Origin of the sequence: Arthrobacter sp. NEB 688, assembly GCF_013201035.1 — a bacterium.
Taxonomy (GTDB): Bacteria; Actinomycetota; Actinomycetes; order Actinomycetales; family Dermatophilaceae; genus Phycicoccus.
Genome location: NZ_CP053707.1, coordinates 3227881 through 3253190, shown reverse-complemented (window position 1 = coordinate 3253190; position 25310 = coordinate 3227881). Strand labels below are relative to the sequence as shown.

At 68.7% G+C, this 25310-nt stretch carries 24 protein-coding genes and 1 tRNA gene; 15 read left to right on the top strand and 10 right to left on the bottom strand.

What is annotated here, in order from left to right; all coding sequences use genetic code 11:
* Window positions 1-282 precede the first annotated feature (282 nt).
* The 6 genes from HL663_RS15280 (at window position 283) to HL663_RS15255 (ending at window position 5663) form a co-directional block, all read left to right on the top strand.
* Window positions 283-954 (top strand): DUF6308 family protein, encoded by a 672-nt coding sequence (locus HL663_RS15280; protein WP_173029166.1) that lies wholly within the window; start codon window positions 283-285, stop codon window positions 952-954.
* A gap of 125 nt (window positions 955-1079) precedes the next feature.
* Window positions 1080-1748, top strand: a complete 669-nt coding sequence (locus tag HL663_RS15275; RefSeq protein WP_502709032.1) for a YdeI/OmpD-associated family protein — start codon at window positions 1080-1082, stop codon at window positions 1746-1748.
* 10 nt (window positions 1749-1758) lie between these two features.
* Window positions 1759-3000 (top strand): deoxyguanosinetriphosphate triphosphohydrolase, encoded by a 1242-nt coding sequence (locus tag HL663_RS15270; protein WP_173029164.1) that lies wholly within the window; start codon window positions 1759-1761, stop codon window positions 2998-3000.
* Window positions 3001-3043: 43 nt separating this feature from the next.
* On the top strand, window positions 3044-4984 hold the full coding sequence (gene dnaG / locus HL663_RS15265; protein ID WP_173029163.1) for a DNA primase: 1941 nt from the start codon (window positions 3044-3046) through the stop codon (window positions 4982-4984).
* On the top strand, window positions 4981-5517 hold the full coding sequence (locus tag HL663_RS15260) for a hypothetical protein (protein WP_173029162.1): 537 nt from the start codon (window positions 4981-4983) through the stop codon (window positions 5515-5517). The genes dnaG and HL663_RS15260 overlap by 4 nt, the downstream gene beginning before the upstream one ends.
* A 73-nt stretch (window positions 5518-5590) precedes the next feature.
* A tRNA-Asn gene (locus HL663_RS15255) sits at window positions 5591-5663 on the top strand.
* Between the two features lie 303 nt (window positions 5664-5966).
* Here the strand turns inward: HL663_RS15255 and HL663_RS15250 are convergent.
* Window positions 5967-6752, bottom strand: coding sequence for a hypothetical protein (locus HL663_RS15250; RefSeq protein ID WP_173029161.1), 786 nt, complete (start codon window positions 6750-6752; stop codon window positions 5967-5969).
* Window positions 6753-7373: 621 nt separating this feature from the next.
* Between HL663_RS15250 and HL663_RS19470 the strand changes: the two genes are divergently transcribed.
* Window positions 7374-7616: a helix-turn-helix domain-containing protein gene (locus tag HL663_RS19470; protein WP_173029160.1), complete on the top strand. Its 243-nt coding sequence runs from the start codon at window positions 7374-7376 to the stop codon at window positions 7614-7616.
* A gap of 210 nt (window positions 7617-7826) precedes the next feature.
* Entirely contained in the window at window positions 7827-8009 is a 183-nt protein-coding gene (locus HL663_RS19205; protein WP_216842588.1) for a hypothetical protein, read from the top strand.
* A gap of 351 nt (window positions 8010-8360) precedes the next feature.
* Here the strand turns inward: HL663_RS19205 and HL663_RS15235 are convergent, their stop codons facing one another.
* The 5 genes from HL663_RS15235 to HL663_RS15215 all read right to left on the bottom strand — a co-directional run bounded on the left by HL663_RS15235 (window position 8361) and on the right by HL663_RS15215 (window position 14009).
* Window positions 8361-9065 carry a hypothetical protein gene (locus tag HL663_RS15235; protein WP_173029159.1) on the bottom strand — a complete coding sequence of 235 codons (705 nt, stop codon included), beginning with the start codon at window positions 9063-9065 and terminating at the stop codon, window positions 8361-8363.
* Window positions 9066-9240: 175 nt separating this feature from the next.
* The gene (locus tag HL663_RS15230) at window positions 9241-10455 is read right to left on the bottom strand and encodes a HupE/UreJ family protein (RefSeq protein WP_173029158.1); all 1215 of its coding nucleotides are present in this window, start codon (window positions 10453-10455) and stop codon (window positions 9241-9243) included.
* A 128-nt stretch (window positions 10456-10583) separates the two neighbouring features.
* A complete protein-coding gene (locus HL663_RS15225; RefSeq protein WP_173029157.1) occupies window positions 10584-11744 on the bottom strand; it encodes a DUF3500 domain-containing protein in 1161 nt (386 codons plus the stop codon).
* 275 nt (window positions 11745-12019) lie between these two features.
* Window positions 12020-12460, bottom strand: a complete 441-nt coding sequence (locus HL663_RS15220; RefSeq protein WP_173029156.1) for a hypothetical protein — start codon at window positions 12458-12460, stop codon at window positions 12020-12022.
* A 214-nt stretch (window positions 12461-12674) separates the two neighbouring features.
* Complete coding sequence (locus HL663_RS15215; protein ID WP_173029155.1) at window positions 12675-14009, bottom strand: aminotransferase-like domain-containing protein; 1335 nt, start codon at window positions 14007-14009, stop codon at window positions 12675-12677.
* Between the two features lie 74 nt (window positions 14010-14083).
* On the opposite strand from HL663_RS15215, the gene HL663_RS15210 reads away from it, so the two are divergent.
* Entirely contained in the window at window positions 14084-14731 is a 648-nt protein-coding gene (locus HL663_RS15210) for a DJ-1/PfpI family protein (RefSeq protein WP_216842587.1), read from the top strand.
* 628 nt (window positions 14732-15359) lie between these two features.
* Here HL663_RS15210 and HL663_RS15205 read toward each other — a convergent pair.
* Window positions 15360-16406, bottom strand: coding sequence for a lyase family protein (locus HL663_RS15205; RefSeq protein ID WP_173029154.1), 1047 nt, complete (start codon window positions 16404-16406; stop codon window positions 15360-15362).
* A gap of 431 nt (window positions 16407-16837) precedes the next feature.
* Here HL663_RS15205 and HL663_RS15200 point away from each other — a divergent pair, with 431 nt between their 5' ends.
* The gene (locus tag HL663_RS15200) at window positions 16838-17482 is read left to right on the top strand and encodes a DUF2268 domain-containing putative Zn-dependent protease (protein WP_173029153.1); all 645 of its coding nucleotides are present in this window, start codon (window positions 16838-16840) and stop codon (window positions 17480-17482) included.
* Between the two features lie 187 nt (window positions 17483-17669).
* On the top strand, window positions 17670-19112 hold the full coding sequence (locus tag HL663_RS15195) for an SNIPE associated domain-containing protein (RefSeq protein WP_173029152.1): 1443 nt from the start codon (window positions 17670-17672) through the stop codon (window positions 19110-19112).
* Window positions 19113-19255: 143 nt separating this feature from the next.
* Here HL663_RS15195 and HL663_RS15190 read toward each other — a convergent pair whose 3' ends face one another.
* The 3 genes from HL663_RS15190 to HL663_RS15180 are packed head-to-tail and all read right to left on the bottom strand — an operon-like array spanning window position 19256 to window position 22126.
* On the bottom strand, window positions 19256-20296 hold the full coding sequence (locus HL663_RS15190; RefSeq protein WP_173029151.1) for a zinc-dependent alcohol dehydrogenase family protein: 1041 nt from the start codon (window positions 20294-20296) through the stop codon (window positions 19256-19258).
* A 38-nt stretch (window positions 20297-20334) separates the two neighbouring features.
* Window positions 20335-20709, bottom strand: coding sequence for a DUF2255 family protein (locus HL663_RS15185; RefSeq protein WP_173029150.1), 375 nt, complete (start codon window positions 20707-20709; stop codon window positions 20335-20337).
* Window positions 20702-22126 (bottom strand): MFS transporter, encoded by a 1425-nt coding sequence (locus HL663_RS15180; protein WP_173029149.1) that lies wholly within the window; start codon window positions 22124-22126, stop codon window positions 20702-20704. Before HL663_RS15180 ends, HL663_RS15185 begins: the two co-directional genes overlap by 8 nt.
* 100 nt (window positions 22127-22226) lie before the next feature.
* Here HL663_RS15180 and HL663_RS15175 point away from each other — a divergent pair, with 100 nt between their 5' ends.
* From HL663_RS15175 to HL663_RS15160, 4 genes are all read left to right on the top strand, one after another.
* Complete coding sequence (locus HL663_RS15175) at window positions 22227-23141, top strand: helix-turn-helix transcriptional regulator (protein ID WP_216842586.1); 915 nt, start codon at window positions 22227-22229, stop codon at window positions 23139-23141.
* Window positions 23138-23527, top strand: coding sequence for a (R)-mandelonitrile lyase (locus HL663_RS15170; protein WP_286175696.1), 390 nt, complete (start codon window positions 23138-23140; stop codon window positions 23525-23527). Before HL663_RS15175 ends, HL663_RS15170 begins: the two co-directional genes overlap by 4 nt.
* Window positions 23528-24143: 616 nt before the next feature.
* A complete protein-coding gene (locus HL663_RS19465; protein WP_173029147.1) occupies window positions 24144-24434 on the top strand; it encodes a YrhB domain-containing protein in 291 nt (96 codons plus the stop codon).
* 293 nt (window positions 24435-24727) lie between these two features.
* Window positions 24728-25300, top strand: a complete 573-nt coding sequence (locus tag HL663_RS15160) for a hypothetical protein (RefSeq protein ID WP_173029146.1) — start codon at window positions 24728-24730, stop codon at window positions 25298-25300.
* Window positions 25301-25310 lie beyond the last annotated feature (10 nt).

Sequence of the window (25310 nt, the reverse complement as noted above, 5' to 3'; positions counted from 1 at the left end):
GGCTGACGGCGGAAGTGGGCATGATCCGAGTGCGTTGGACAGAGTCGCGCGAGGCCTACCTCGTCATGGCAGCGTGGCCGTGGGGGCGTCGGCTGACTGTCGTTGCCTTCCCGATGGCGGCTTCTCGACTTCCGGCTGTGAGCGAGGGAGACTGCGTCGTCATGGCTGGACGCCTCATGAAGCGGAGCGGTGAGCCCGTGTTCGTCCTAGCGAGCGGCATGCTCGCTCCCGGGGGTCGGCGGGCGCTCGAGGCTCAAAGAATGGGGGAGCGTAGTGGGAGAGATGGACAACCGACTGGAGGTCGGCGGGGTGACGCTCGACAGGCCTGAGGCGCTGGCGTCTGCCCAGACCTATCTGCGCGGTGTCGGGGGATACGGATATCCGGCTTATGACGGTTACTGCGCAGGTGGCGACTCGGATCGGCTCTCCGACGGTGACCTGCTCGCTCCCGGCCTTCTCAACGTCCCGGTCAAACTCGACGCCTTCTACGAGCTGCAGGGCGTTCGAACCGAGATCGAAAGGCGGCTCAGACCGTTGCCTCTTGACCTCGGCTTGCAGGACGCTGGCGAGGGAACGATCGAGGCTCTTGGGAATCTGTTCGCTTTGGTGGACGACGGTATCCCTGGCGTGCGCGGCACCATCTTCGCGAAGATCGTGCATCGGAAGCGGCCCGCTCTCGTTCCCCTATACGACAAGTTCGTGTGGCGGACCTACGTCGAGGCTCCGGGCAGCACCATCAAGCGATCACGGTCCAGGTCATGGCGTGAGTTCGTGCCACTGCTCGCCGCTGAGATGAGGAGGGATCTCAGGCGGGATCCTGACTTTTTCGACGCGGTTGTTCAGTCCTCTGGCACGGCAGTGAGCATCACCCGGTTGCGTGCTCTCGACATCGTGGCGTGGCAGGCGGGCAAGCAGGTGCACTCGCTCAAACATCCCACTGTTGCGGTCGACTGACCGGCTCCGTTCGCGGATGCTCCCGGGCCGCGCAGGACCTCCCGGGTGCCGCGGGACCTTCCGCGTGGCCGCGCCCCGGCCGTCGGGGCTGCGCGGTGTCGGTGGGGCGCGGCAGGATGGCCCGCGTGAGCGAGTCGACGGGGACCCCGGGCGGCACGGCGGGGCAGCCGGCGCTGTTCTTCGCCGACGGCGCGGAGTTCGGCCGCTGGCTCGCGGCGCACCACGACACCGCGCCGGAGCTCTGGATGGGTCTGTGGAAGAAGGACTCCGGCCGCGGCGGCATCACCTGGGCGGAGGCCGTGCGCGAGGCCCTGTGCTGGGGATGGATCGACAGCCGCGCCGAGCGCATCGACGAGCACGCCCGCCGTCAGCGCTGGACCCCGCGCCGCAAGGGCAGCACGTGGAGCGCCGTCAACGTCCGCGCCGTCGAGGAGCTGACGGCGCAGGGGCGGATGCAGCCGAGCGGCCTCGCCGCGTTCGCCCTGCGCCGCGAGGACCGCACCGGCACCTACTCCTTCGAGCAGCCGGAGCGGTCGCTCACCGCCGAGCAGGAGGCCGCCCTCGCCGCCGACCCCGCCGCCGCGGCGTTCTGGGCGGTCGCGACCCCCAGCTACCGCAAGATCGTCACGCACTGGCTCGGTGACGCCAAGCTGCAGGCCACCCGCGACAAGCGCCTCGCCGAGCTCGTCGAGGACTGCGCGGCAGGGCGGCTCGTCAAGTTCCAGCGGTACGGCACGCCCCCGGCCTGGGTGGCGCGGGCCGCTGCCGCCGCGGAGGCCGCGCGCGGGTCGTAGGCTCCGGCGGGTGACCTACTCCGCGCACGACCGCGAGCGCTGGGTCGCGGAGGACCCCGCGCAGAAGCGCTCGGACCGCGACGACTTCGCCCGCGACCGGGCCCGCCTCCTGCACTCCTCCGCGCTGCGCCGGCTCTCCGCGAAGACCCAGGTCGTCGCGCCCTCGTCCGACGACTTCGTCCGCAACCGGCTGACCCACTCGCTCGAGGTCGCCCAGATCGGCCGCGAGATCGGCGCCGCGCTCGGCTGCAACCCCGACGTCGTCGACACCGCCTGCCTCGCCCACGACCTCGGGCACCCGCCGTTCGGGCACAACGGCGAGTCGGCGCTGGACGCGGTCGCCGCCGGTGTCGGGGGCTTCGAGGGCAACGCCCAGACCCTGCGCCTGCTCACCCGGCTCGAGGCCAAGCGCGCCCACGCCGACGGCCGCCCGGCCGGTCTCAACCTCACGCGCGCCAGCCTCGACGCGACGACCAAGTACCCGTGGCGCCGCGGCGAAGGACCCACCCCGACGACGAAGTTCGGGGTCTACGACGACGACCTCGACGTCTTCACGTGGTTCCGCGCCGACGCCCCCGTCGGGCGCCGGGCGTTCGAGGCCGAGGTGATGGACTGGGCCGACGACGTCGCCTACTCCGTGCACGACGTCGAGGACGCCATCGCCTCCGGGTGGCTCGACCCCCGCCGGCTGCGCGACGGGGCCGACGTCGACGCCGTCCTCGAGGTCGCCGGCCGGGTCTACGAGCCGGGCCTGGGCGCCGACGTCCTCGGCGCCGCCCTCGAGCGCGTGCTGGCCTCCGGCGTCGTCCCGGCGGCCCACGACGGCTCCCGCGCCGCGCTCGCCGCGCTCAAGGACATGACCTCGCGCCTCATCGGCCGCTTCGCCGTCGCCGTCGAGGTCGAGACGCGGGCGGCGTACGGCGACGACGCCCTCGCCCGGCACGGGGCGACCCTCGTCGTGCCGGCGCAGGCGCGCGCCGAGTGCGCGGTGCTCAAGGCGGTCGCGGCGCACTACGTGATGCTCGCCGCCGAGCGGGTCGCGGTCTACGAGATGCAGCGGGAGGTCGTCGCCGAGCTCGTCGACGCCTACCGCTCCGACCCCGCCCGGCTCGATGCCGACCTGCGCGCCGACCTCGACGCCGCGGGCGACGACGCGGCCGCCCTGCGGGTCGTCGTCGACCAGGTCGCCTCGCTCACCGACGTCCGGGCGCTCGCGCTGCACCGGGCGTGGTGCCGCCGCCCGTCGGCCTGACGCCGGCACGACCTAGACTCGGCAGCGGACGAAGGGAGGTCGGGTGCCGGGTCTCATCAGGGCGGAGGACATCGCCGCGGTCAAGGAGCGGTCCTCCATCGAGGACGTCGTGCGCGACCACGTCACCCTGCGCGGTGCCGGCGTCGGCTCGCTCAAGGGGCTGTGCCCCTTCCACGACGAGAAGACGCCGAGCTTCACCGTGCGCCCGGCCGTCGGCAGCTACCACTGCTTCGGCTGCGGCGAGGGCGGCGACGTCATCAGCTTCGTCCAGAAGGTCGAGCACCTCACCTTTTCCGAGGCCGTCGAGCGCCTCGCGGCCAAGGTCGGGATGGAGCTGCGCTACGAGGAGGGCGGCGGCCCCCGCGAGGGCGGCGTCTCGCTCGGCAAGCGCTCGCGGCTCGTCGAGGCCCACCGCGTCGCCGAGGAGTACTACACGGGGATGCTGCTCGACCGCGCGCGCGCCGATGCCCGCGTCGGGCGCGACTTCCTGCGCGAGCGGGGCTTCGACTCCGGCGCCGTCGCGACCTTCGGGGTGGGGTTCGCCCCGGCCGACGGCGACGCCCTGACGCGTCACCTGCTGCAGCGCGGGTTCACCGACGACGAGGTGACGACGGCGGGCCTCAGCGGGCGCGGCAGCCGGGGTCTCTACGACCGCTTCCGCGGCCGGCTCGTGTGGCCGATCCGCGACACCACCGGTGACACCGTGGGGTTCGGTGCGCGGCGCCTCTTCGACGAGGACCGCATCGCGGCCAAGTACCTCAACACCTCCGAGACCCCCATCTACAAGAAGGCGACCGTGCTCTACGGGCTGGACCTCGCGAAGAAGGCCATCGCCACCGACCGGCGCGCCGTCGTCGTCGAGGGCTACACCGACGTGATGGCGGCCCACCTGGCCGGCGTCGGGGGAGCGGTCGCCACGTGCGGCACCGCCTTCGGCGTCGACCACGTCAAGCTGCTGCGCCGCATCATGCGCGACGAGGCCGACCACGCCCCGGCCCGTGTCGTCTTCACCTTCGACGGCGACGCCGCCGGGCAGAAGGCCGCGATGAAGGCGTTCGGCGAGGACCAGCGCTGGGCGGCGCAGTCGTTCGTCGCCGTCGCCCCCGAGGGGATGGACCCCTGCGAGCTGCGGCTCGCCCGTGGCGACGCCGAGGTGCGGGCGCTCGTCGACGACGCCGTCCCGATGTTCGAGTTCGCGGTCCGCACGACCATCCGCCGCTTCGACCTCGAGACCGCCGAGGGGCGCGTGCAGGCGATGAAGGCCGTCGCGCCGATCATCGGCTCGATCCGCGACACCAGCCTGCGACCCGAGTACGTCCGCACCGTGTCGGGCTGGCTCGGTGTCGAGGTCGAGCAGGTCGCCGACGCGGTGCGGCGCGCCGGCAAGCTGACCGTCCCCGACGACGGTCCCGACCGCCGCCACAGCGGCACCGACGAGGTCACCGAACCCGCGCCGGGAGAGGGCGGTCCGGCGATGCCGATGCCCGACCTGCGCGACCCGGTCGTGGCCGCGGAGCGCCAGCTGCTCCAGACGATGCTCCAGTACCCCTCGCAGTACCCCGAGTCAGTCCTCGACGGCCTGCCCACGGAGGCGCTGACCGCCCCCGCGCACCGGGCCGTCCTCGACGGCGTGCGCCTCGCCGCGTCCACCGGGCACCGCACGGGCTCGACCTCCGCCTGGGTCGCCGCCGTGGGTGAGGCGGTCGCGGCCCCGGTGCGGCCGCTCGTCGCCGAGCTGTCGGTCGCGCCGCTCCCGGTGCGCTACGACAGCTCCACCGGGATGCCGCCCCAGCGCTACCTCGACAGCCTGGCCAACGGCGTCCGCGACGCCCACCTCACCCGCCGCATCGCCGACGCGATGGCCTCGCTGCGGCGGGTCCAGAACGACCCCGACGTCGACGCCGAGGCGCTGCGTGAGCGGACGACCGTCCTGCACGCGCTCGAGCTCGAACGCGTCCGCCTGCGGCAGGGAGTGACCTCGTGAAGCTGCGCTGGACCGGGTTCCGCTCGCCGGGCGTCCCCGCCGACGTCGCGGCGGCCATCGACCCCACCGACGGCGAGAAGCTGCTCGCGTGGGCCGGCGACGGGCTCGGCACCACGCTCGTGGCGGGCCGTCATCGCCTCTACGTCGTCGGGCCCGGCGACGGGGAGGGCGCGGCGCCCGTCGTGCGGCGGGCGCGCCCGTGGCACCTCGTCGACGCCGGGCTGTGGAGCGAGGACGGCGTCCTGCGCATCACGTGGGTCGACGACGAGTCGCCGCTGCGCCAGGCCCTCACCGAGCCCGGGATGTTCCCCGAGACGCTGCGCGAGCGCGTCCAGGCCTCCGTGGTCCTCGCCGAGACGATCGACGTCGGCCGCAAGGGCACCGCGAAGGTCGTCGTGCGCCGCGACCTGGCGACCGACGCCCTCCTCAGCCAGGCGGTGCTGGGCCGAGGCGTGAGCATCTCCGACCCCGGTGTCGCCGACGACGTACAGGCCGGGATCGACCGGGTGCGCGAGCAGGTCGGGCTCGACTGACCCCCGATTTCTGCCCGCGGGTCAGGTGTTGCTATCGTTGCGGCGCTGCTGCGGCGACCCTGCGGCAGCACTTTCCCCTGTAGCTCAATTGGCAGAGCAGCCGACTGTTAATCGGCAGGTTGTTGGTTCGAGTCCAACCGGGGGAGCGCACTCAAAGGGCCTCTGACCAGCGGAAACGCTGGACAGAGGCCCTTTCGCATACCGGTTGCATCGGATATGCATCGTTTGCACACCCGTGCAAAGTCAGCGAGCTGCCGGAACGTGGCCTTTCCCGGCCATTGGGCGCCCGCGCTACGTCGGGCCAGCGATCCGGAGGGCAGGGCTTGGGGTAGTGGCTGCGCACCCGCCGACGGGTGGATGGGCGCCGGCCGATGCCAGGCAATACGAACGTCCTGGCGGCGTTGCGGACAGACCTGAGGCGCCTGTGCAGCGGTCTGTATGCGTGACGTTCAGGCTGACGCGATACCGTCGCCCTCTAGCTCTTGGAGCTGCTTGACCAGGTGGGGCCACGGCATGTCCTCGCGGCTTCGTGCGCGCTCGTCGCCCGGACGGGGGTCGATCGTCGTTATGCGCGTGAACCCGGATTTCTCCCAGCCGGGCTCGCCGTAGTGGAAGGGGTAGGCGGTCCAGCGCCTCGGGCTGCCGTTGTTGCTGGGGCCGCCGCCGAACCGGCTGATCGAGGCTGCCGGCAGGGCGTTGATGAACTCGTGCGACGGCACCTCGTCCCAGAGGCCGGCGAGTAGCTCGAGGATCGGCCAGGTCCCGTTCCGGGCTTTCTCGATCGTCACGACCCGTAGGAGACGGGCCCGCCCGTCCTTGCTGCGCCACGCCAGGACGTCGCCGGCGGCGAGGGTGGTGTCGGGGCGCCACTCGCGGCGCACCTTCTTCGGCTCCGGCTGGGGTCCGACGAGGCGGCCGCGCAAGCGCGCCAGGGCGGCTTTGCGAGCCCGGAGCTCCGATGCAGGTCCATCGCGCCACGGCCCGAGCGCGGTCCCGCCGTCGATCAACTCCACGGCCCTGGCCTTGACCTCGTCCTCCAGTCGGCCCAACGCCGTCTGCGTGGCGGCGAGCGCCAGCCAGACCACCGGCCCATCCTCGGGCTCCTCGAGGAACTCCTGAAGGACGCGTCGAGTCGCCTCGGCGCTAGGGACGCCATCACCCACGAGCTGCCGGTACTCCTCGCGGACGTCCTCGGCGAGGTCGTCCGAGAAGATGCCTGCGCCCCAGATGCCCATGACGACATGATTACCTGCACCGCCCCGCGGCTCGGTGCCGTTCGGCGCTCTGTCGTCTGACCAGCTCTCTGCCAAGTCCGTCAGGGCGGGCAAAGCAACTGGTTCAAACCCAGTATCGCCCACCACGAGAAACGGCCCCTGACCTGCAGTAATGCAGGACAGGGGCCGTCTTCGTTTCGGCGCGTGCGATCCGCGTGCGATCCGATCCTTGGCCATCGCACGCACGCTGTTGGTTCACCGGGCGCTCTTCGTCGTTCACCGCCCTAGGTCCTGGTGCTGACCTGGCACTCCGAGGAATCGGCGGCTATCGGCCCACCGATGCGCTGGCCACGAGCTCGGAGTTGCTTTGTACCGGCGACAATGGCCATGGATCTTCTGAGCGAGGTCTCTGTCGGCCTAGAGCCATCGCAAGGGCCCGATAGTCCCGTCTGCGGGATCGAGGACTTCCCCCGTGACGCTGGGCACGATCGCTGACTCAGGCGTCAACCGTGTCGGAGCGTTGGGGCGCGCTGCTGCCGTCTGGCATCCCTATGGGGCGCGGCCGGTCTCCGACGCCCTGAATGGCCTCCGGGGTCCACCCGGTCCTCGTTCGGTCCCCTTGGGGAGCGAGGAGGTGGTCGTATGCCGCTCACTGCAGATCGACACCTGGAGTCCCTGGCCACGGCAGCCCGACGGACGGGGGTGAGCGTCAAGACGCTACGGCGACGGATCGCGGCGGGGGAGCTGTGCGCGTACCGGAGCGGACGGCTGATCCGGGTCGTGGCGAGTGACGTAGATGCCTTGTTCGTCCGGATCCCGACGTTTCGCACGATGGGGGAGGCTGCGCCTGTCCGCTGGGGCGGAGCGCGACACCCATCCGCCTAGCGACCAACGCGCCGCTGCTCCGTGCTCTCCTCGTCAGCCGTGAGCGGGTTCAGTCGGGCCGGTTGACGGTGATCTGCAGCGCGCGTTGGGGGGCTCCGGAGACCAAGTGAGGGTTCTGCGGCCGATAGGTTCGCGATGCCGTACATCGCGGCGTGGCACCACGCCCCGGCCCGGGAGGGCCGCGAAGACTCCCGCCTCTTCCTGCGGCTAATGACAGTCCTGCGTGCTCCCGGCAAGCTCAAGTACCTCGCCGGCTCCGAGAGCGGCGTTGGAGGCTGGGTCAACGACGCCTTCCCGGAGACCATCGCCCAGCGGCTGCGCGTCCTCGCCTCCCCGTCACCAGATGACGTCGGACGGCACACACTCGAGGCTGGAGGTCTCAGGCGCTCCTGAGATGGTCAGGAGCATCTACCCACCGCATCGGGTGGTCGATTCCTGAGCAGTCGCCTCGGACATCTGCGGGCCCGGGCTCCCCGGGGCGAGACGTGGCCGTGAGGTGGCGCAGTCTCCTGCTCGCGGCGGTGGCTGTGGCGGATGGTGACGTCGAGGACGCGACTTCACGCCGGTTCTCTCGAGCCTGCCTCTGGCGGAGCGCAGCCCGGGGAGCCAGACAGCGGGCCTTGGCTGCATGCACCGAACCGACACCTCGGCGCCTCGTCCGACCGTCACGTCGGGCGAGGCGCCGTCAGGTGCCCTGAGCATCGGTCCGAACACGTGTCGAGCCGGTGGCCGCTCGGGGTGAGGTCAGACGGTGACTGTCGTGGAGGCGCTCGTGGTGGCCGCGTTGGCGTCGGAGGGGTCGGAACTCGTCGTGCCGTTGTCCGACGAGTCGTCCGGGCCGTGGCCGCCGGGTCCGTGGGTGTTGGCGGTGACGGTCTTGAGGTCGGCGCTGACGTCGTAGAAGACGGGGGTGCCGTCCTTGGTGCCGAGGGCGTCGTAGGAGCCGTCGGGGTCCTTGCGGACGGTGTCGATGATGGCGGTGGAGTCCTTGGCCTTGACGGCGGCGATGACCTTGTCGGCCTCGGTGCCGGTGACGGCGGTGTCCTGCGACCCGCCGCCGGGTCCGCCGCGGCCACCCCGGCCGCCGCCGGGTCCGTGGGTGTTGGCGGTGATGGTCTGGAGGTCGGCGCTGACGTCGTAGAAGACGGGGCTGCCGTCCTTAGTGCCGAGGGCGTCGTAGGAGCCGTCGGGGTCCTTGCGGACGGTGTCGATGGTGGCGGCGGCGTCCTTGGCCTTGACGGCGGCGATGACCTTGTCGGCCTCGCTGCCGGTGACGGCGGTGTCCTGCGACCCACGCCCGTGGTCGCCGGCCGACGCCGAGGCGGAGGTGGACGGGCTGGGGGAGGCGGTGGAGTCGTCGGCGGCCGAGGCGATGCTCGCGCCGCCGAGGGCGATGGCGCCGACGGCCGCGAGAGAGGCGGCGGCCAGGCCGATGGTCTTGCGTCGCATGGAGTGCTCCTGGGGTCGGTCGGCGGCCGGGTGGCCGCTCGTCATCACAGGTTCCGACGGGCGCCTGTCGCGGTCCTGTGGCGGACGTAGCCTCAGCCTGAGGAAGGTGCCGGCTCGTGGCCACGAGCGGCGACCGCGCCATTGCATGCTTCGGTCACCTGGGTCAGAGGGGACATCACGCGGGGGCAGGCGCGCTCTGGTGGCGGCGGACCATGACCAGGACCGCTCCGAGCCAGAGTGTGGTGAGCATCGGGAGAGCCGCGACGTGGCTCTGGTCGGCGAGCGTGGCGATGAGGTTGGGCAGGCCGAGCCGGTCGGCGAGCCAGCCCAGGGCCGCGACGGCGACCACGAGCGCGGCTGCGGTGCGCAGGCGCGAGTGGGCGCGGGTGCGGGCGAGGACGACCAGCGGCGGCACGACGAGTGCGACCACGAGCAGCTGCATGAGCTCGATGCCGAGGTTGAAGCCGAGCAGGGAGAGGACCAGCTGGGTGCCCGACAGGTCCAGCTCCTGCAGCGTGGCGGAGAAGGCCAGGCCGTGCACGAGGCCGAACCCGGCGGCGACGGCGGCCTCTCGTCCGGGGAAGAGCGGGCGGATCGCGTGGATCGCAGCCACGAGGATGCTGACCGCGATGAGCGGCTCGACGATGGCGGCGGGAGCGGTGACGCCCAGGGCCCCGAGAGCCAGGGTGAGGGAGTGGCCCAGGGTGAAGGCGCTGGTGGTGGCGACGATGCTGCGCAGGGTCGCACCCACCCCCTTGGCCGTGGACCAGCGACGCCGCGTGGCGAGCACCGGCGCCGGTAGCAGCAGGCAGAGGAGGAAGAGTTGGTGGTCGGTTCCCTCGCTGATGTGCTGGATGCCCAGACCCACCATGCTGCGCAGGCCTCGCCATGTGCTGCCGGCACCGAGGTCCACCGTCAACGGCGTGACGGTGTTGGTCACGGTGTCCCGCCGCACCACCCCGACCTCCCGGCTCTCGCCGACCGTGCCGTTGGCCCAGTCCGAGGTCACGGTCACGACGACGACGTGGTTGGCGACGGCGTGCACGACGCCGTCGTACCCGAGGTCGAAGTGGTGGAGGTCGCCACCGGTGGGTGGCGTCATGAGCACGTCGGCGACGACCTCCTGGTAGATCCCCGTGGTCGACCGGTCACCGGCCGTGCGGACGGTGAGACCCTGCACGACCACTGTCCAGGGGATGCCGTCCGTGGTCTGCGGAGCGAGGTGCGCGAGCAGGTAGGTCCTGAGCGCATCGGCGGATGCGTCGACCGCGGACGTGGAGGCGTTTCCCAGCGCGACCCCGCTGGCGGCCTCGAGGTCCGAGGCCGGGATCGCGAGGGTCGCCTCGATATTGCTCTCGCCGACGTTCAGCCGCACGCTGGAGGTGGGCACGACGTGGGCCGAGGCGCTCGGAGCGAACGAGACCAGGGACGCGACCAGGAGTAGGCAGGCCGTCAGGACGGCTCGGGCCCGGTGTCCGAGAGCGAGCCGTCCAGACCAAGCTGTGGGCGTGTGGGCCATCAGCTCTTCGTGCCGCCGTAGTCGGTCGTCCGGTCGCGCCAGAGCGAGTGGGGGTGGTTGCCCGACAGCACGATTCCGCGCTGCATCGAGAACTCGATCCAGACCGAGGGGCCGTCGATCCGCACGTAGTCGTTCTGCTCGGTCAGCTGGGTGGTGCCGGAGTAGGCGATGTAGGTCTGGTCCAGCTCGGAGGTGTACCGGGTCAGGATCGTGGCCGCGTCGGCGTCGGTGACGTCCTCGACGTAGGTGGCGACGGCGGCCAGGACAAGGTCCTTCTGCTCGCTCGAGAGGGTCGACACCTGCACGCCCAGCTTGTCGGTGGGGAAGGACCAGTCCTGCCCCGGGCCAAGGACCAGGTCGGAGAAGGTGTCCGAGAGGCGAGCCGAGGAGAGCTGGTCGTCGGACAGGCCGGCCAGCATCGCCTGGAAGGCCGCTTCCTTGACCTTCATCGGTTGGTTCGTCGTGCCGTTCAGGTCGAACGCCGCGTTCGGTTCGATCCCGCGGAAGGAGGGTGTGGCGCCGGCGAGGGCGCCGTCGGTGTAGGTGTTGGCCACGGCCAGGTGGTGACCGCCGAACTGGAACTCCCAGGTGCCGGAGTCCTGCGGGCTGCCGAGGATCGCGACGTAGTAGTTGGCGCGGCCGTAGTCGTTCCCACCGCCGTTGGCCTCGAGGTAGTCGTCGGCGTTGAGGTGCTGGGTGATCTCGTCGTAGCCCAGACCGGTCTTGCTTCCCGTGGCGGCCTTGAGCAAGGTCTCGAACGCGCTCAGCTGCTCATCGGACAGCTCGCCGATGCTCAGCCCCACGCGCGGGGCGCTGTTGCCCATCCCGCCTCCGGGGCCGCCTCCACTGGCACCGAGGAGGGCCTGCGGCAGGTTGGACCACGCCTGGGCGTTGGTCAGGGTGTAGTCCAGCAAGGTGGTGGCCTGCTGGTCGTCGGTCAACGTGGCGAGGAAGGCCTGGGCGAGGGCCGCCACGCTGCCGGAGGCGGCCTCGCCGGTCGCGGTCGCGCTGGAGGCGGCCGTTGCGGTCGTGCCGGCGGACGTGGATCCGGAGGAGCCGGCCGCGCACCCGGCGAGGGCCGCCGTCGCGACGGCGGCCCCTCCCAGGAACCAGCGGCGGGACACGAAGGCGTGGGGGAGGGATGCGGTCGGTGTCGTCATGCCGGTAAACCTAGGAACGGGTTTCAGCGATCCTCTAGGTGGTGGCTGTGTGAGTGCTGTGCGCAGCGTCCAATCTGCGAGTCAGTCGCGCCATCGAGGACGGCCGCTCTTGGACGAGGTTGCTTGTCCTTCTGGTGGTGTGTCCGAAGTGCCCGGTCATTCGGCTGCCTTCGCCCTCGCCCTGCGCATCCGCGCTAGTACCTGTCACTGGGCTTCAGCACCTCCGGCACCCCTCGTGCCCGGGCGGCGTGTCGCAGCTCGCTGCGCCGGACCTTCTAGCGATCGAAGAAATCGACCACCCGGCCGGCCCAGACCAAGAATGCGCCCACGATGTGCATCCACACGGGGCCATCCGGATCCTCGCGCGGGAGCAGTCGGAGGGAGCCACCCGACTCGTCACCTTCTTCCGGTGGGTCGAGCCATCGGTCTGCGAGCAGGACGCTGGCGTGGTCTTCCATGCTCATCGAGCGGAAGACCGCGTAGGCGTCGACCCCCGCCGGGCTGAGGTCATCGCAGAGAGCCTCGAAGTTGTTCTCAGGTGCATTGCTCGCGTTCTCCCACTCGCTGACCAAGATCGTGCGAGCAAAGCCGTCGACGGGTGCGGCCGCGTCCCTGAAAGCCTGCATCGCCGACTTCTGAAGCGTCTCGATGAGCCGTCGTCGTGAGTGGAACTCCTTGACTCTTACGGCTGTGTAGCCTTCGTCGACCTGCGCCACACTGTGGGGCTCATGGCCAGCCCAAAGCACGTCCGGGCGAGCGAGGTGGCTGCCATGGAAGGACCGGCTTCGACGGCCGCGATGACCGACGGGGAGTGACCCGGCAGGCGGAGAATTGACGCTCATCAAAACTCCCGCAGGTGCCGATCAGCGTGCGCATCGCGAGCTTCGTTGTCGTGTGCTGGGTTTGAGGTGGTCGTCGTTGGCGCAGGAGTCAGCGTGAGGAGTCGAGCTGGACTTCACGAGCGACGGTCGTCAGGGTGTCGGTCAGGGTTGCCAGACTGGCCGAGCCGAGTGCCAGGCGCAGTGCCTGTGGGGTGGGGGAGGTGACGGTGAAGGGCTCGGCGGTGGAGACGGAGATGTGTTGCTCGGCCAAGGTTGCGGCGATGCGATCTGCGCGGGCGTCCTCGGGGAGGGGCAGCCACATGAAGTACGACTGCGGGTGGCAGATGTACGGATGCCCGGCGAACACCCCTCGGGCAAGGGCCTGTCGGTGGGTGGCGTCGTCCCGCTTGTGCTGCTCGAGCCGACCAACGGTGCCGTCGTGGATCCAGCGGCACGCGATGGCGACGGTCAGGGCGGGAGTGTTCCAGGTCGTGGCGCGGACGGCCCGTTCCAGAGCTGGGATCAAACCATCGGGGGCTGCGATGAACCCGACGCGCAGGCCGGTGGCCAAGCTCTTGGACAGCCCGGAGACGTAGACCGTGACGTCGGGCGCGATGGTCGCCAGCGGCTGCGGGGCGTCGTCGACGAGGTAGGCATAGGACGCATCTTCGATGAGGAGAGCACCGTGCGTGCGGGCGATGTCGGCCAGGCGTTGCCGGTCGGCGGTGGTCATGACGTGGCCCAGGGGGTTATGCAGCGTCGGCATCGTGTAGATCGCCCGGACGGGTCGGGTGCGGCACAGCCGCTGCAGTGCATCGAGGTCGGGTCCGTGCTCGGTGATCGGAACGCTGACCATCTCCAGGTGCAGGGCCGACGCGATGACTTTGAAGCCGGGGTAGGTCAGCGCGTCGACCGCGATCACGTCCCCGGGCTTGGTGGTGGCCATCAGGGTCACGGCCAGTCCGTGCTGGGCGCCGTCGACGATGAGCACCTGCTCGGGAGGTACGAAGACGTCGCGCAGGGTGAGGTGCTGGGCGACGGTGGCGCGATCCACCATGCGACCGGCGTGTGGCTGGTAGCGCAGGAGCGCGTCGATGTCAGCGCCGGCCAGGTCACGCAGCGCCTGACGCAGGAGGTCGCCCTGTTCGGGGAGCGCGGGATAGTTGAAGTTCAGGTCGATGACGTCACCGGCGACCGCGTGTTGGTCAATGCCGTGCCCGGCGGGAAGGGCCAGGTCGCGGACAAAGGTGCCCCTCCCTTGCTCCCTGCTCACCAGACCCGCCGCCTCGAGCTCGGCATAGACGCGGGTGGCGGTCACGACGGCGATGTTCTCGCGGGCGGCCAGCTGGCGATGGGTGGGCAGCCGAGCCCCGGCGGCCAACCGACCAGCCCGGATGTCGGCGGTCAGTGCATCAACGAGAGGTTTGTAGCGAGCGACGGCCACCACGAGATTGTATGCAGGACAATCCTTGAACAGTTCTGCCACAGGCGCCCTACGGTGAGGACCCCGAACCGAAAGTGACCCTGCTGATGCCCGTCGCGATCCTGACCTTCGAGGGCTACAACGAGCTGGACTCGCTCATCGCCCTGGGCATCCTCAACCGCATCGACGACAAGGACTGGCGCGTCGCCATCGCCACCCCGGCCGCAGCAGTGACCTCGATGAACGGCGTCGTCATCGAGCAGATGTCCACGCTGGAGGAGGCCGTCGAGGCGGACGCCGTCATCATCGGCAGCGGTATCGCCACTCGCGAGGTGGTCGAGAATCCCTCCATCATGGACGTCCTGCGTCGCCTGGATCCCGCGCGCCAGCTCATTGCCGCACAGTGCTCCGGAGCGCTTGTCCTCGCCCGCCTGGGGCTGCTCGACGACATCCCGGCGTGTACCGATCTGACCACCAAGCCATGGGTCATCGCCGCCGGAGTCGAGGTCCTCAACCAGCCGTTCTTCGCGCTCGACAACATCGCCACCGCCGGCGGCTGCCTCGCCTCGCAGTACCTCGCGGCGTGGGTCATCACCCGCCTGCGTGGCCGCGAGGACGCCGAAGGGGCCCTGCACTACGTGGCTCCGGTCGGAGAGAAGGAGCAGTACATCGAGCGAGCCTGGCGCAACATCACGCCCTACCTTCCTCCCGCAAAAGACCACCAGATCGACCTCCCGCACTGAAAAGTCGGCAGGTCAGCTCGCGGCGGTATGACTCACCATCTGCGCATGACCAGCTGGCTTTTTTAGGCTTGTCGGAGGCTTCCGCCACGCTCGAGGCATGGCTCTCTACGTTGACGGAAGCTGGCAAGGGTGGTCGGGGGAGACGATCGTCCAACTAACAGATGGATCAATTTGGAAGCAAGACGAGTACTACTACGAGTACCGGTACGCCTACCGTCCCAAGGCGTACATCAAAGTTGGCAAAATGAGCGTCGAAGGAATGCGTCGAGCCATACGCGTTCGGCGGCTGAACTAGTTCAACGCCGGTATGGCGCTGATGGACCATTCCGAGCCGTGTGAGCCGCCGCGCTACGTCTGCGTGTCCTGAGGATCACGTGGCGGCTGATCGCATCGAGCAGTCCCGTAGGGCGGTTACCGGCCCACCCGCCTAGATACTGGACACCGGGAGGATCGTCGCGCGCCGGCGGTCGCCGAGGGAGCACACCGTGTCCGGGCGGTCTTGGTCGTTCGCCCCGTCGAGGCTGAGTGGCTGCCAGATCGGCATACCCGTGTCACGAAGTGATCCGAGGTGCCGTGGCGACGCCCCGATCACGACCTCGTCAGATAGGTGGAAGGTCGTGAGGACCTACTACCTCGCATAGGGTTCGTCATCCTCATGACTCGTTGGAGGAAACGTTGGAGTCGCGCTGCGGGCGGCTGTCAACCGATCTGTGGTTAGCTTTCGCAGCCGTTCCAAAGCAGAGACGCCTCCTCCCGCTAGGAGCCGATCGCGGTTGCTGCCGGCAGAGTCGGAGAGCTCAACCTGATACGGGAGCCCGGTCAAGTGCGGCGTCCCTTGCACCAGGTATGGCACTGCGACTGTCGCCACCCACCCGTGAAGGAGTGCTACCTCCGTGGCTGGGGCTACTAGAGCGCTGTAGGGAGAGGGCCGCTCAACGAGAGCAGCTGCGCTCGACTCGTAGACGAGTGGTTCGCCCCATCGTGTTGTTGAGACGACGTCGCCCACCTTCAGTTCGCGAAACCACCCCTGATCGGATGGGGACTGGTCTGTCGGGCCGCCCCGCTCTCGCTCCACTGCGATCCGTATAGCTCGATGCTTATCGTCGTTGGAGTACCCCTGCAGTAAGAGGAGCGGGTGCGCGTCCTCCACCTCGCAGCCCAACATCGCGGCGAGTGTCGGGTTGTTTGAAGGGATTCGAGCCGGCGTTGTCGCGAAGGGCTGTAGCTCGCGCAGCCGCTTCGCCACTGGGCCGTCCTCACGGAAGACGTGAAGACCGTCCTCGACGCGCGCCTTGAGCCACCTCGAGAGGCTATGCGCGTCCCTATGAATCGGCATAGCGACTCGACGGGCGACAGAATCCGATATCTCTTCGTGCTCGAGCGACACGATGTACCAGAGGACGTTGTCGAGAGATGCACGGAGGTGACTGATGGCCTCACTAAAGAGCAGCCACAGCAGGGGCGGCACCTGATGAATCTCGGAGACGACGAGCTCTGCCTCTCCATTACGCCGCCGGAGTTGCCGCAGCTCCACGGGGGGATGCATAGACCACCGCATCGCGAGATCTCCTATTTCGAAGGCGCTTTGGTCCACCCGTGCGAGCCGGAGCGCGACGCCTTCCAGGTCCTCCGGTAGCCAGTCGAGTTTGATCGCCGTGCTGGGGTTCCCCTCCATTTGGATCACCCTACGCACGAAGCCCCTGCCAAGGTCGGCCACCGTCCGCCGTGGAGTCTGATCCGGGCCGCGAGTCCTAACTGCGGCTTCCAAGACTCAACTGTACGGGCTACACGATTGATGCGATCCGGACCTGCACCGCCAGGCGGCGAAGTGACGCAGACCGAAGGTCGCCTGCTGCTTGACGCGCAGAGCCGGTGTGGCTGATGTGCCGAACGTGCAAGTGTGGCGGGATGGAGGTGGTGTCTACGGTCCGGGCGTGGCTGGAGGTGGCGAAGCACCACGATGCCGCGGACCGCACACGGGCTTGGCTCGGCTCGTAGGAAGCCGAGTTCCCGTCGGTCTTCGATGTCTATTACCGCGCTTGGGGCGATCGAGGGGCACGGTCGCGGGCGGCACGTCAGGCTCCAGCACTCCGAGAGCAGATCCTGTTGGCCGAGGAGCGGGCACGTCAGCTCCTGGCCCAGGCCGAGCAGGAGTTCAGGGACTACGACCTCCTGGACGACGAGCTGCATGCAGTGCTGATGGTGGGCACACACACTTCCAACGGCTGGGTGGCCGAGCTCAACGGCCGGCGCACCCTGTTCCTCGCCCTTGAGTACTTGGGCGAGCCGCCCTGCGACGACCTCCTCGTGGTCCACGAGCTCAGTCACGTCGTGCAAGGACAGCGCTCGCCGGCCGCCCGTGCCAGCACCTACGCCTCGTCTCGTGCGGTCATGCTGGAGGGGGCCGCGACTGCGACTTCGCGTGTCCTGCGGACGGGGCGTTCGGACAGCGCTTATCTCTGGATGGACGAGCATCATCAGGCGTGGGTGCACGACTGCCATGGCAGCAGCCGCATGCTTGCGCGGCACCTGATGCAGCATCACGACGTGCCAGACGACCATGACGTGGTTGCGCCCCACTTTCGCAACCAGACCCGAGAGGGGATTCCGCCCCGCTCGGGCTACTGGGTCGGTGACCAGATCGCCCAAGGCATCCTCGAGCAGGGCACGGACATTGGCAGCCTGCTCAGCATCACGCCCGAGCAAGCCCGCTCAGATGTCCTCGACTGGGCCCGCGCCCACGCTGGCTGAGGCCATCGCGACCTAGCAATCTGTCCCGCGACGGCCTCACCAACTCGCGGCGAAGAGACGCACCGCGAGCATGGACGGATGGTTCGCCTACGTGCGGCGCGAGCGGGCGAATTCGGGCAAACCGATGCGCTTACCGGCGGCTGCGTGATGGTCTATCAGGACCCATGACCGAACGCGAGGCGACCCGATGGCTACACCGCAAGGCTGGTACCCCGACCCCAACGACTCCACGATCCTGCGCTGGTGGGACGGCCAGCAGTGGACCATCCACACCCATCCCCGCACCGCTCCGGGACTGTCGCCCACGGCCCATACCGCGCCAGTCGCCCCATCTGGCGAGGCGAAGCGGTCGAAGCCGAAACTGTTTGGCAAGGGACAGGCCCTCGATGAGGCTCACGCCGAGATCGACCAGCTCCGCGCCGAGTTGACCCGGCTCAGGGTCATGGACCTCGTCGAGCTGCAGGAAGAGCGAGATCGCCTCAACGCCGAACTAGGGTCCCTGCGCCAAGCGATGACAACAGCCCAGACTGACGCTGAGCGCCAAGAACAGGCGATCCGATCGCAACTAACGACGCTGCGGCAAACCGTCGTGGATACGGAGGAGACAGCGATCCTCCAAGAGGTCGGCGTCTACCGGTACCGCCACCCGCTCGACGATTCCATTGCCTACCGCGCCGAGCTTGCGCGCATCCAAGATCAGATCCGGTCCATGGTGAAGCGCGACGGGGGAGCGATCGCCGCCACCACCACCTGGCAGGTCAACGGCTCCGCGGCCCAAGGCCGGAAGATGGTCAACGACATCTCCAAGTTGATGCTTCGGGCATACAACGCCGAGGCGGACAACCTGGTCCGCGCGATGAAGCCCTACAAGCTCGATAGCGCCAAGGAGCGACTGGACAAGGTCGCGACCACGATCGCCAAGCTGGGGGTATCAATGAGCATCGCGGTGTCTGTCCCGTACCACCGGGTCCGGCTCCGTGAGCTCGAGCTGACCGCCGACTACCTCGAGAAGGTCGCTGAGGAGAAGGAACGAGAGCGCGAGGAGCGCGAACGTCTACGCGAAGAACGCAAGGTCGAGCAGGAGATCGAAAGGGAGCGGCAGCGGCTGCGCAAGGAAGAACAGCACTTCCGTCAGGCCATCGCTCAACTCCACGCCAAGGGGGACATGGAGGGGGTCGCACGCCTCCAGCTCCAGCTCGAAGGCGTCATCGGAGAGATCGAGGCAGTTGACTTCCGCGCTCGGACCCTCACAGCCGGGCATGTCTACGTCATCTCGAACATCGGATCATTCGGTGAGGGCGTCCTCAAGATTGGCATGACCCGGCGCCTCGAACCGATGGACCGCGTTCGCGAACTCGGCGACGCCTCCGTCCCCTTCATCTTCGACGTGCACGCGCTCTACTTCTCCGAGAACGCCGTCAAGATCGAACGCGAGATGCATCAGCGGTTCGCCGACCGGCGGGTCAACCGCGTCAACAACCGCAAGGAGTTCTTCAGGGTCACCCCCGCGGAAGCCAGAGACTCACTCACCGAACTCTCCGGCGAACTCATGACGTTCGTTGAAGAACCCGAAGCCCTCGAGTACCGACAAGGCTTGGTTGGCGCCACCGACACCACTTCAATCGCTTAGACGTTGCACTTCGCAAGCGAGGCTGGGCGAACCTTCAGTAACGGACGACAGGCGGCGAAGTGACGCATGTCGAAACACCCTGCTCATGCCGATGAGCGGACCGTGATAGGTCCGCTCATCGGCATGGCTCGGGAGACCTAGCGCTAGGGGGCGGTGAGGATGGACTTGATGGCACGGCGTTCGTCCATGGCGGTGTAGGCGTCGGCGACGTGGTCGAGGTCGGTGGTGTAGTTGATAACACGTCCGGGGTTGATGCGTCCGGCGAGGACGTCCGCGAGAAGGTCCGGGATGTACTGGCGGGCGGGTGCCACACCACCCTTGATACCGATGTTCTTCCAGAACAGGGTCTTGTACTCAAACTCCTCGTACAGCGGCACACCGACGGCGCCGACCATGCCGCCAGAGCGGACGATGCCCGCGCAGGTGGCGATGGACTGGTCGGTGCCAACGCACTCCAAGGCCGCGTCCACGCCGGCGCCATCGGTCAGGCTCATCACGTGGTCGACTGCGTTGTCGCCGCGCTCCTCGACGATGTCGGTGGCGCCGAACTCCCTCGCCACGACCTGCCGGGCAGGGTTGCGGGACAGCGCGATGATGCGGCCGGCGCCGAGCTTCTTCGCCGCTAGGACCGCGCAGAGCCCGACAGCGCCGTCGCCGACGACGGCGACGGTGTCGCCCTTCTTGACGCCGGCGCTGACGGCAGCGTGGTAGCCGGTGCACATGACGTCAGAGAGGGCGGTGAAGGATGCGAGCTGCTCGTTCGTGTAGTCCTCTGGTGCGCCAGGGATCTTGACGAGGGAGGCGTCGGCGAACGGGGCGCGGACCTTCTCGCCCTGGCCTCCGTCGATGTCGCCGTTGCCAAATGCGCCGCCGTGCTCGCAGTTGGACTGGTAGCCGTGCTGGCAGGCGGGGCAGGTGCCGTCGTTGTAGGTGAACGGGGCGATGACGAAGTCGCCGACGGTCAGCTCGGTGACGGCGTCGCCGATCGCTTCGATGACGCCGATGTACTCGTGGCCAATGCTGCCGACCTTGTGCTGGTTGATGCCTCGGTAATACCAGAGGTCGGACCCACAGACGCAGCCGCGGACGACGCGGACGATCGCGTCGGTCGGGATCTCGATGGTGGGGTCGGGTCGGTGGCCGACCTCGATGTTGCCGGGGCCTTGGAAGATGGCTGCCTTCACGGCGGATGCTCCTTGCTGACTTGGAGTTGGGGGGTTGGTCAGGCGGGGTGGACCTCGAGGGTGGCGGCGCGCGGGCCAGACTCCTCGAGGTGGTCGACGATGCTGACGTAGCGGCCGTATTTGGCCCGGTAGCCAGCGTCCGCGAGGTCAAGGGCGGCCCCGTCGTCGACGTGGGTGAACGTGACGTCGTGGGCAGCGCGCCCGGCGACGAGCTGCCCGGAGCCCGTCAGGGTGGCGGCTCGGTACCAGTCGGCGGTCACGCCGTTGGTGGAGCGAATGAACACCCGGTCGCCGTTGATAACGGCCCAGATGATGCGGGGCCGACGCAGGCTGCCGTCCTCACGGCGGGTGGCCAGCTGCACTTCCTCAGCTCGGCCAATGTCATGCAGGGCCCGGGTGGTCCAGTCAGGCATGGTTCTTCCTTTCGGCGGGAACGATGACGGCGACAGTCACGACGAGTGCCGCAGCCAGAAATCCGATGCCCCAGGTGAAGGCGCTCGAGACGCGCACGGCCAGGTCGGTGGCTGAGGCTGAGGCGGCGACCAGGACTGCCAAGCCGGCGGCGGTGCCGAGCTGGTGGGCGGTGTTGACCAGTCCGCTGGCGGCGCCGGCATCCTCGGTGCGCGCACCGGCGATGCCGAAGCTGGTCAGCGGGGCGAATGCCAGGCCCTGCCCGACGCCGATGAGGACCATGGGAAGGGCGACCGCGCTCAAGTAGGCGCTCGTCTGGTCGACCTGAGCGAGCCAGGCCATGCCGACGAGAGTGACTGCGACCCCGGCCACCAGCAGCGGCGCGTCGCCGAAACGGGCAGTCAGCCTGGGGACGGCGGTCGCGACGGCGAAGTTCACCGCCGTCATGGGCAGGAACCCCAGACCTGCCTGGAAAGCGGTGAAGCCCATGACTCCCTGCATGAGCTGGGTGGTGAAGAAGAAGAAGCCCATCATCGCGCCGAGGTACAGGGCGCGGGCGGCATACGCGCCCCAACGGCGCCGATCCGCGAACAGGTGCAGCGGCATGATGGGCTGCGCCGCACGGCGCTCGTGCAGCACGAGGGCGACGAACAGCACGGCGGAGGCGACCAAGGACCCGAGCACGACCGGTGAGGACCAACCCCGGTCCACAGACTCCAGCACCCCGAACACCAGGGTGCCGACCGCGAGGGTGGCGCCAAGGGCGCCGAGGATGTCGAAGCGGCCGCGCTGTCGGTCGACTGCGGGCAGGTACCGGGGCGCCAAGACCGCCACGGCGATGCCGAGGGGGACGTTGATGAAGAACCCGGCGCGCCAGGACACCCACTGCGCGGCTGCGCCACCGACGAGCAGGCCTGCGCTGGCGCCGATGCCGGCGGTCGCGGCGTACCAGGCGACGGCCCGGTTGCGTTCCGGCCCGGCGGGGAAGCTCGCGGTGATCAGGGACAGGGCGGCGGGGGCGACGATGGCCGCACCGATGCCCTGGATGCCGCGGGCGGTGATCAGCCACCACCCGGTCGGGGCAATCCCGACGAGGAACGAGGCGGTGATGAACACGCCCAGCCCGGCGATGAACACGCGTCGGCGACCCAGGAGGTCACCGAGGCGGGCGCCGAGCAGGAGCAGTCCACCGAACACCAGCGTGTATGCGTCCTGGACCCAGGACAGTCCGGTGGCGTCGAGGTGCAGAGCGGCGGCGATGGACGGCAGCCCGGTGAAGATGACGGAGTTGTCGAGGAGGATGAGGAAGTAGCTGACGAGGATGATGGTCAGGATGGCGCGCGGATGCGCAGGCCCGGTCGGGTCCGCGCCGCGGGCGGTCTCAGCCGAAGCGTTCGTGGAGTCGGTGGTCGTGGTCACGCTCCAAGACAACGGCACCCGCCAATGGCGCGACAGGCCCTGCAAAGAGGGGTACTGACAGGGACTGCCTGATCGCCGACGGGTCCGTACCGTGAAGAACGTGACCACCAGGAACGACCTTCGCGACTTCCTCACCACTCGCCGCGCCAAGCTCACCCCCGACAAGGCCGGGCTGCCCGTCTACGGCGCCAACCGCCGCGTCACCGGGCTGCGCCGCGAGGAGGTCGCCTTGCTTGCCGGCATCAGCGTCGAGTACTACACGCGACTCGAGCGCGGCAGCGTCGGCACCGTCTCCGACAGCGTCCTTGACGGCATCGCCCACGCCCTGCAGCTCGACGAAGCCGAACGCGACCACCTCCACCGGCTCGTGCGCACGCTGGCCACCCCCCGAGCCAAGCAGGCACTGCGCCGCACGCCGGCCAAGAGCCGCGTCCGCCCGGCCGTCCAGCGCATCCTCGACCAGATGCCCATGCCGGCCTACCTGCGCAACGGCAGGTTCGACGTCCTCGCCGCGAACGACCTCGGGCGGGCCTTGTACAGCCCGCTGTACGAGCAAGCCGGCCCGGGCAGAACCCCGAACAGCGCCCGGTTCGTCTTCCTGGACCCCACGGCCGGCGACTTCTTCCTCGACTACAACAAGGCAGCCAACGACTGCGTTGCGTTCCTGCGCGCCGAAGCCGGCCGAGACCCCTACGACAAAGACCTCACCGACCTCATCGGCGAACTGTCCACCCGCAGCGAGGACTTTCGCCAGCGCTGGGCCGCCCACGACGTCAGGTACCACCGCACCGGCCGCAAGCGCTTCCACCATCCCCTGGTCGGCGACCTCGAACTGGACTATGAGGCGTTCGAGCTCGCTGGCGACCCGGGACAACGCATCAACGTGTACACCGCACCACCCGACAGTTCTGCCGACCAGGCGCTTCGCCTGCTGGCCAGCTGGACCCTCGAACAAGGCCCATCCGCAACGGCACCAACGCCCACGCCCAAAACGCAGACCAACGAGGCACCGTGAAGCACCTGTCCCCCGCAACAACCACCAAGGGCCCGACCGAGATGTTCACCGGAGACGTCCACTTCGACGTCATCGCCCGCGGCGACGCACCCTCGCGCCTGCGCGTCAACACCGTCCGGTTCGCCCCCGGCGCCCGCACCGCTTGGCACAGCCACAGCCTCGGACAGACCCTCCACGTCACTGACGGAATCGGCGTCGTCGCCACCCACGACCACGTGATCATCATGCGGCCCGGCGACACCGTCCACACCCCACCCGGGGAGCGGCACTGGCACGGCGCCCTGCCCGAGAACTTCACGACTCATCTGGCCATGTGGGAAGACGACGACGCCACCTGGGGCGACCATGTCACCGACGAGGAGTACGCGACCGCGACCACCAGATGAGCAGTTGGTGCACTTCAGCGCTCACTGAGCTGGGTTCGCTTCCCAAGCGGCCGCTCATGCCGTGAGCAGAGAGATCGGCCCGCAGCCAAGTGACACAGGTGGAACTGATCGCTCATGCCGATGAGCGCAAACTTCCGCGCCGTCCCAGTGATGGCGAAGAAACTCACGGCGAACGCGGATACATCCGAGTCCCGCGCCAGCTTCCGCGTCATCCCAGTGACGACAGCGCAGTTGCCACGACATCGCGCAGGCTCCCCGGCGCGCCAGTCCTATCGGTCATGCCGCGAGGAGTCCTCTCAGGTGGTGGGCGGGATCGGCAGGCGACATCCGGGCGCCGTTGACTCTCGCTGGCCGTGGTCAAACTCGTAGGCGCACTCGCCGCACATCCCGTCAGAGTCATTGCCGGATCCGGGATGCTCGGACCAGGGATGTCCGCATCCACCGCAGACACCCAGCCGCCGTAGCTGTTGAGCCCGTTGTCGATGCTCCTTGCGCCGCGCGAAGTAAGCACTCACGCGATCAGCATCGCTCACCCTGCGTCCGGTCATGCCGCAGATCGCTGAGGCGTCCCCTCACCCAGCAGTCAACTCGCCCGAGTCTCGCCTAACATCCGGTGATGCTGGACGAAGAAGCTGCGCGCCGAAAAGTTGAGGGCGTCATGGCCGGCTGGCCAAAGACACCAGACAAGGACGACGAGGTTGTCGTTTGGGATGTCGAAGAGCACTCGCGAGCTTGGATCCTGCACTACGCCACGCGGAGGTGGCTTCGGACCCGGTCGTTCTCGGACCAACTGGTGGGGTCATGCCCAATCGTTGTCGACAAGCGAAGTGGCAACGTCCATCTCTACGGCTCGGCACCGGCCGAGTACGACAAGTTTTGTGCCTGGCTAGACCCAGTTCCTGAGTAGACGAGGAGCCCGGTCGAACCGGTCGCTCATGCCGCGAGGTGGTGATGAGGTCAACCCCCGTTCGACTCCGTGTCCGGACAGTCAGCGCCCACCGGCGTCGTCGTCGCGCAGACGCTGCTGGAGGCCGACCCCTTGCACCCAGCTATCCCGACGGTCAGCGTCGCGGCAATCAGGAGCACGACAATGCGCATCACGCGAGAGTAGTTTGTTGCGTTCTCGAATCCGCCGCTCATGCCGCTAGTAGTTGTTCGAGGGGAGTGACGCCGCGTGCGGCTGCGGCAGAATCCGCTGCCATGACCACGAGCCGCACCGTACGACTTCGACGGATCGGCGAACGTCGCACGTTTCCGTGGCTTCGACTGCGTCCGGAGTACGAACTGGAGGTCGACGAGGCCAGCATTGCGATCTATCGGGGGAAAACGGTGGTGCCATCAGCCGTGCTTGTCACCGAGGGCGGGGTGCACAGCACGGACTCGTACGACTGGGTCCGCGCCGCCGACGACGCCTACGAGCGGCACGAGTGGAACTGGGTCTCGGACCCATTTGGTCCGTCGCAGGTGTCAGAGCGATACCGGGTCGCGATGTCTCAGATCGCGGCTCTGATACGTGAGCGTGGCAAGGTGCCAGCCCAACTTGTAAACCAGGTCGACGCGCTGATAGCCCTGTGGGAGGCGCCGGCGCCTGACCTGGACATGATCGTGTCCGCGAATCGCGCGCTCTGGCGCTTCCTTGAGGCAAAGCACGGGAACAGCACGACGATCGCGGATCACGAAGACCGGACAGTCAGCGCCGCCATCTGTCTGGGGATGCTGCCGGGTCAGGAAGACGCCGCCGACCTGCTCGAATGGGCACAGGAGATGCTCTGACCTCCCTCCC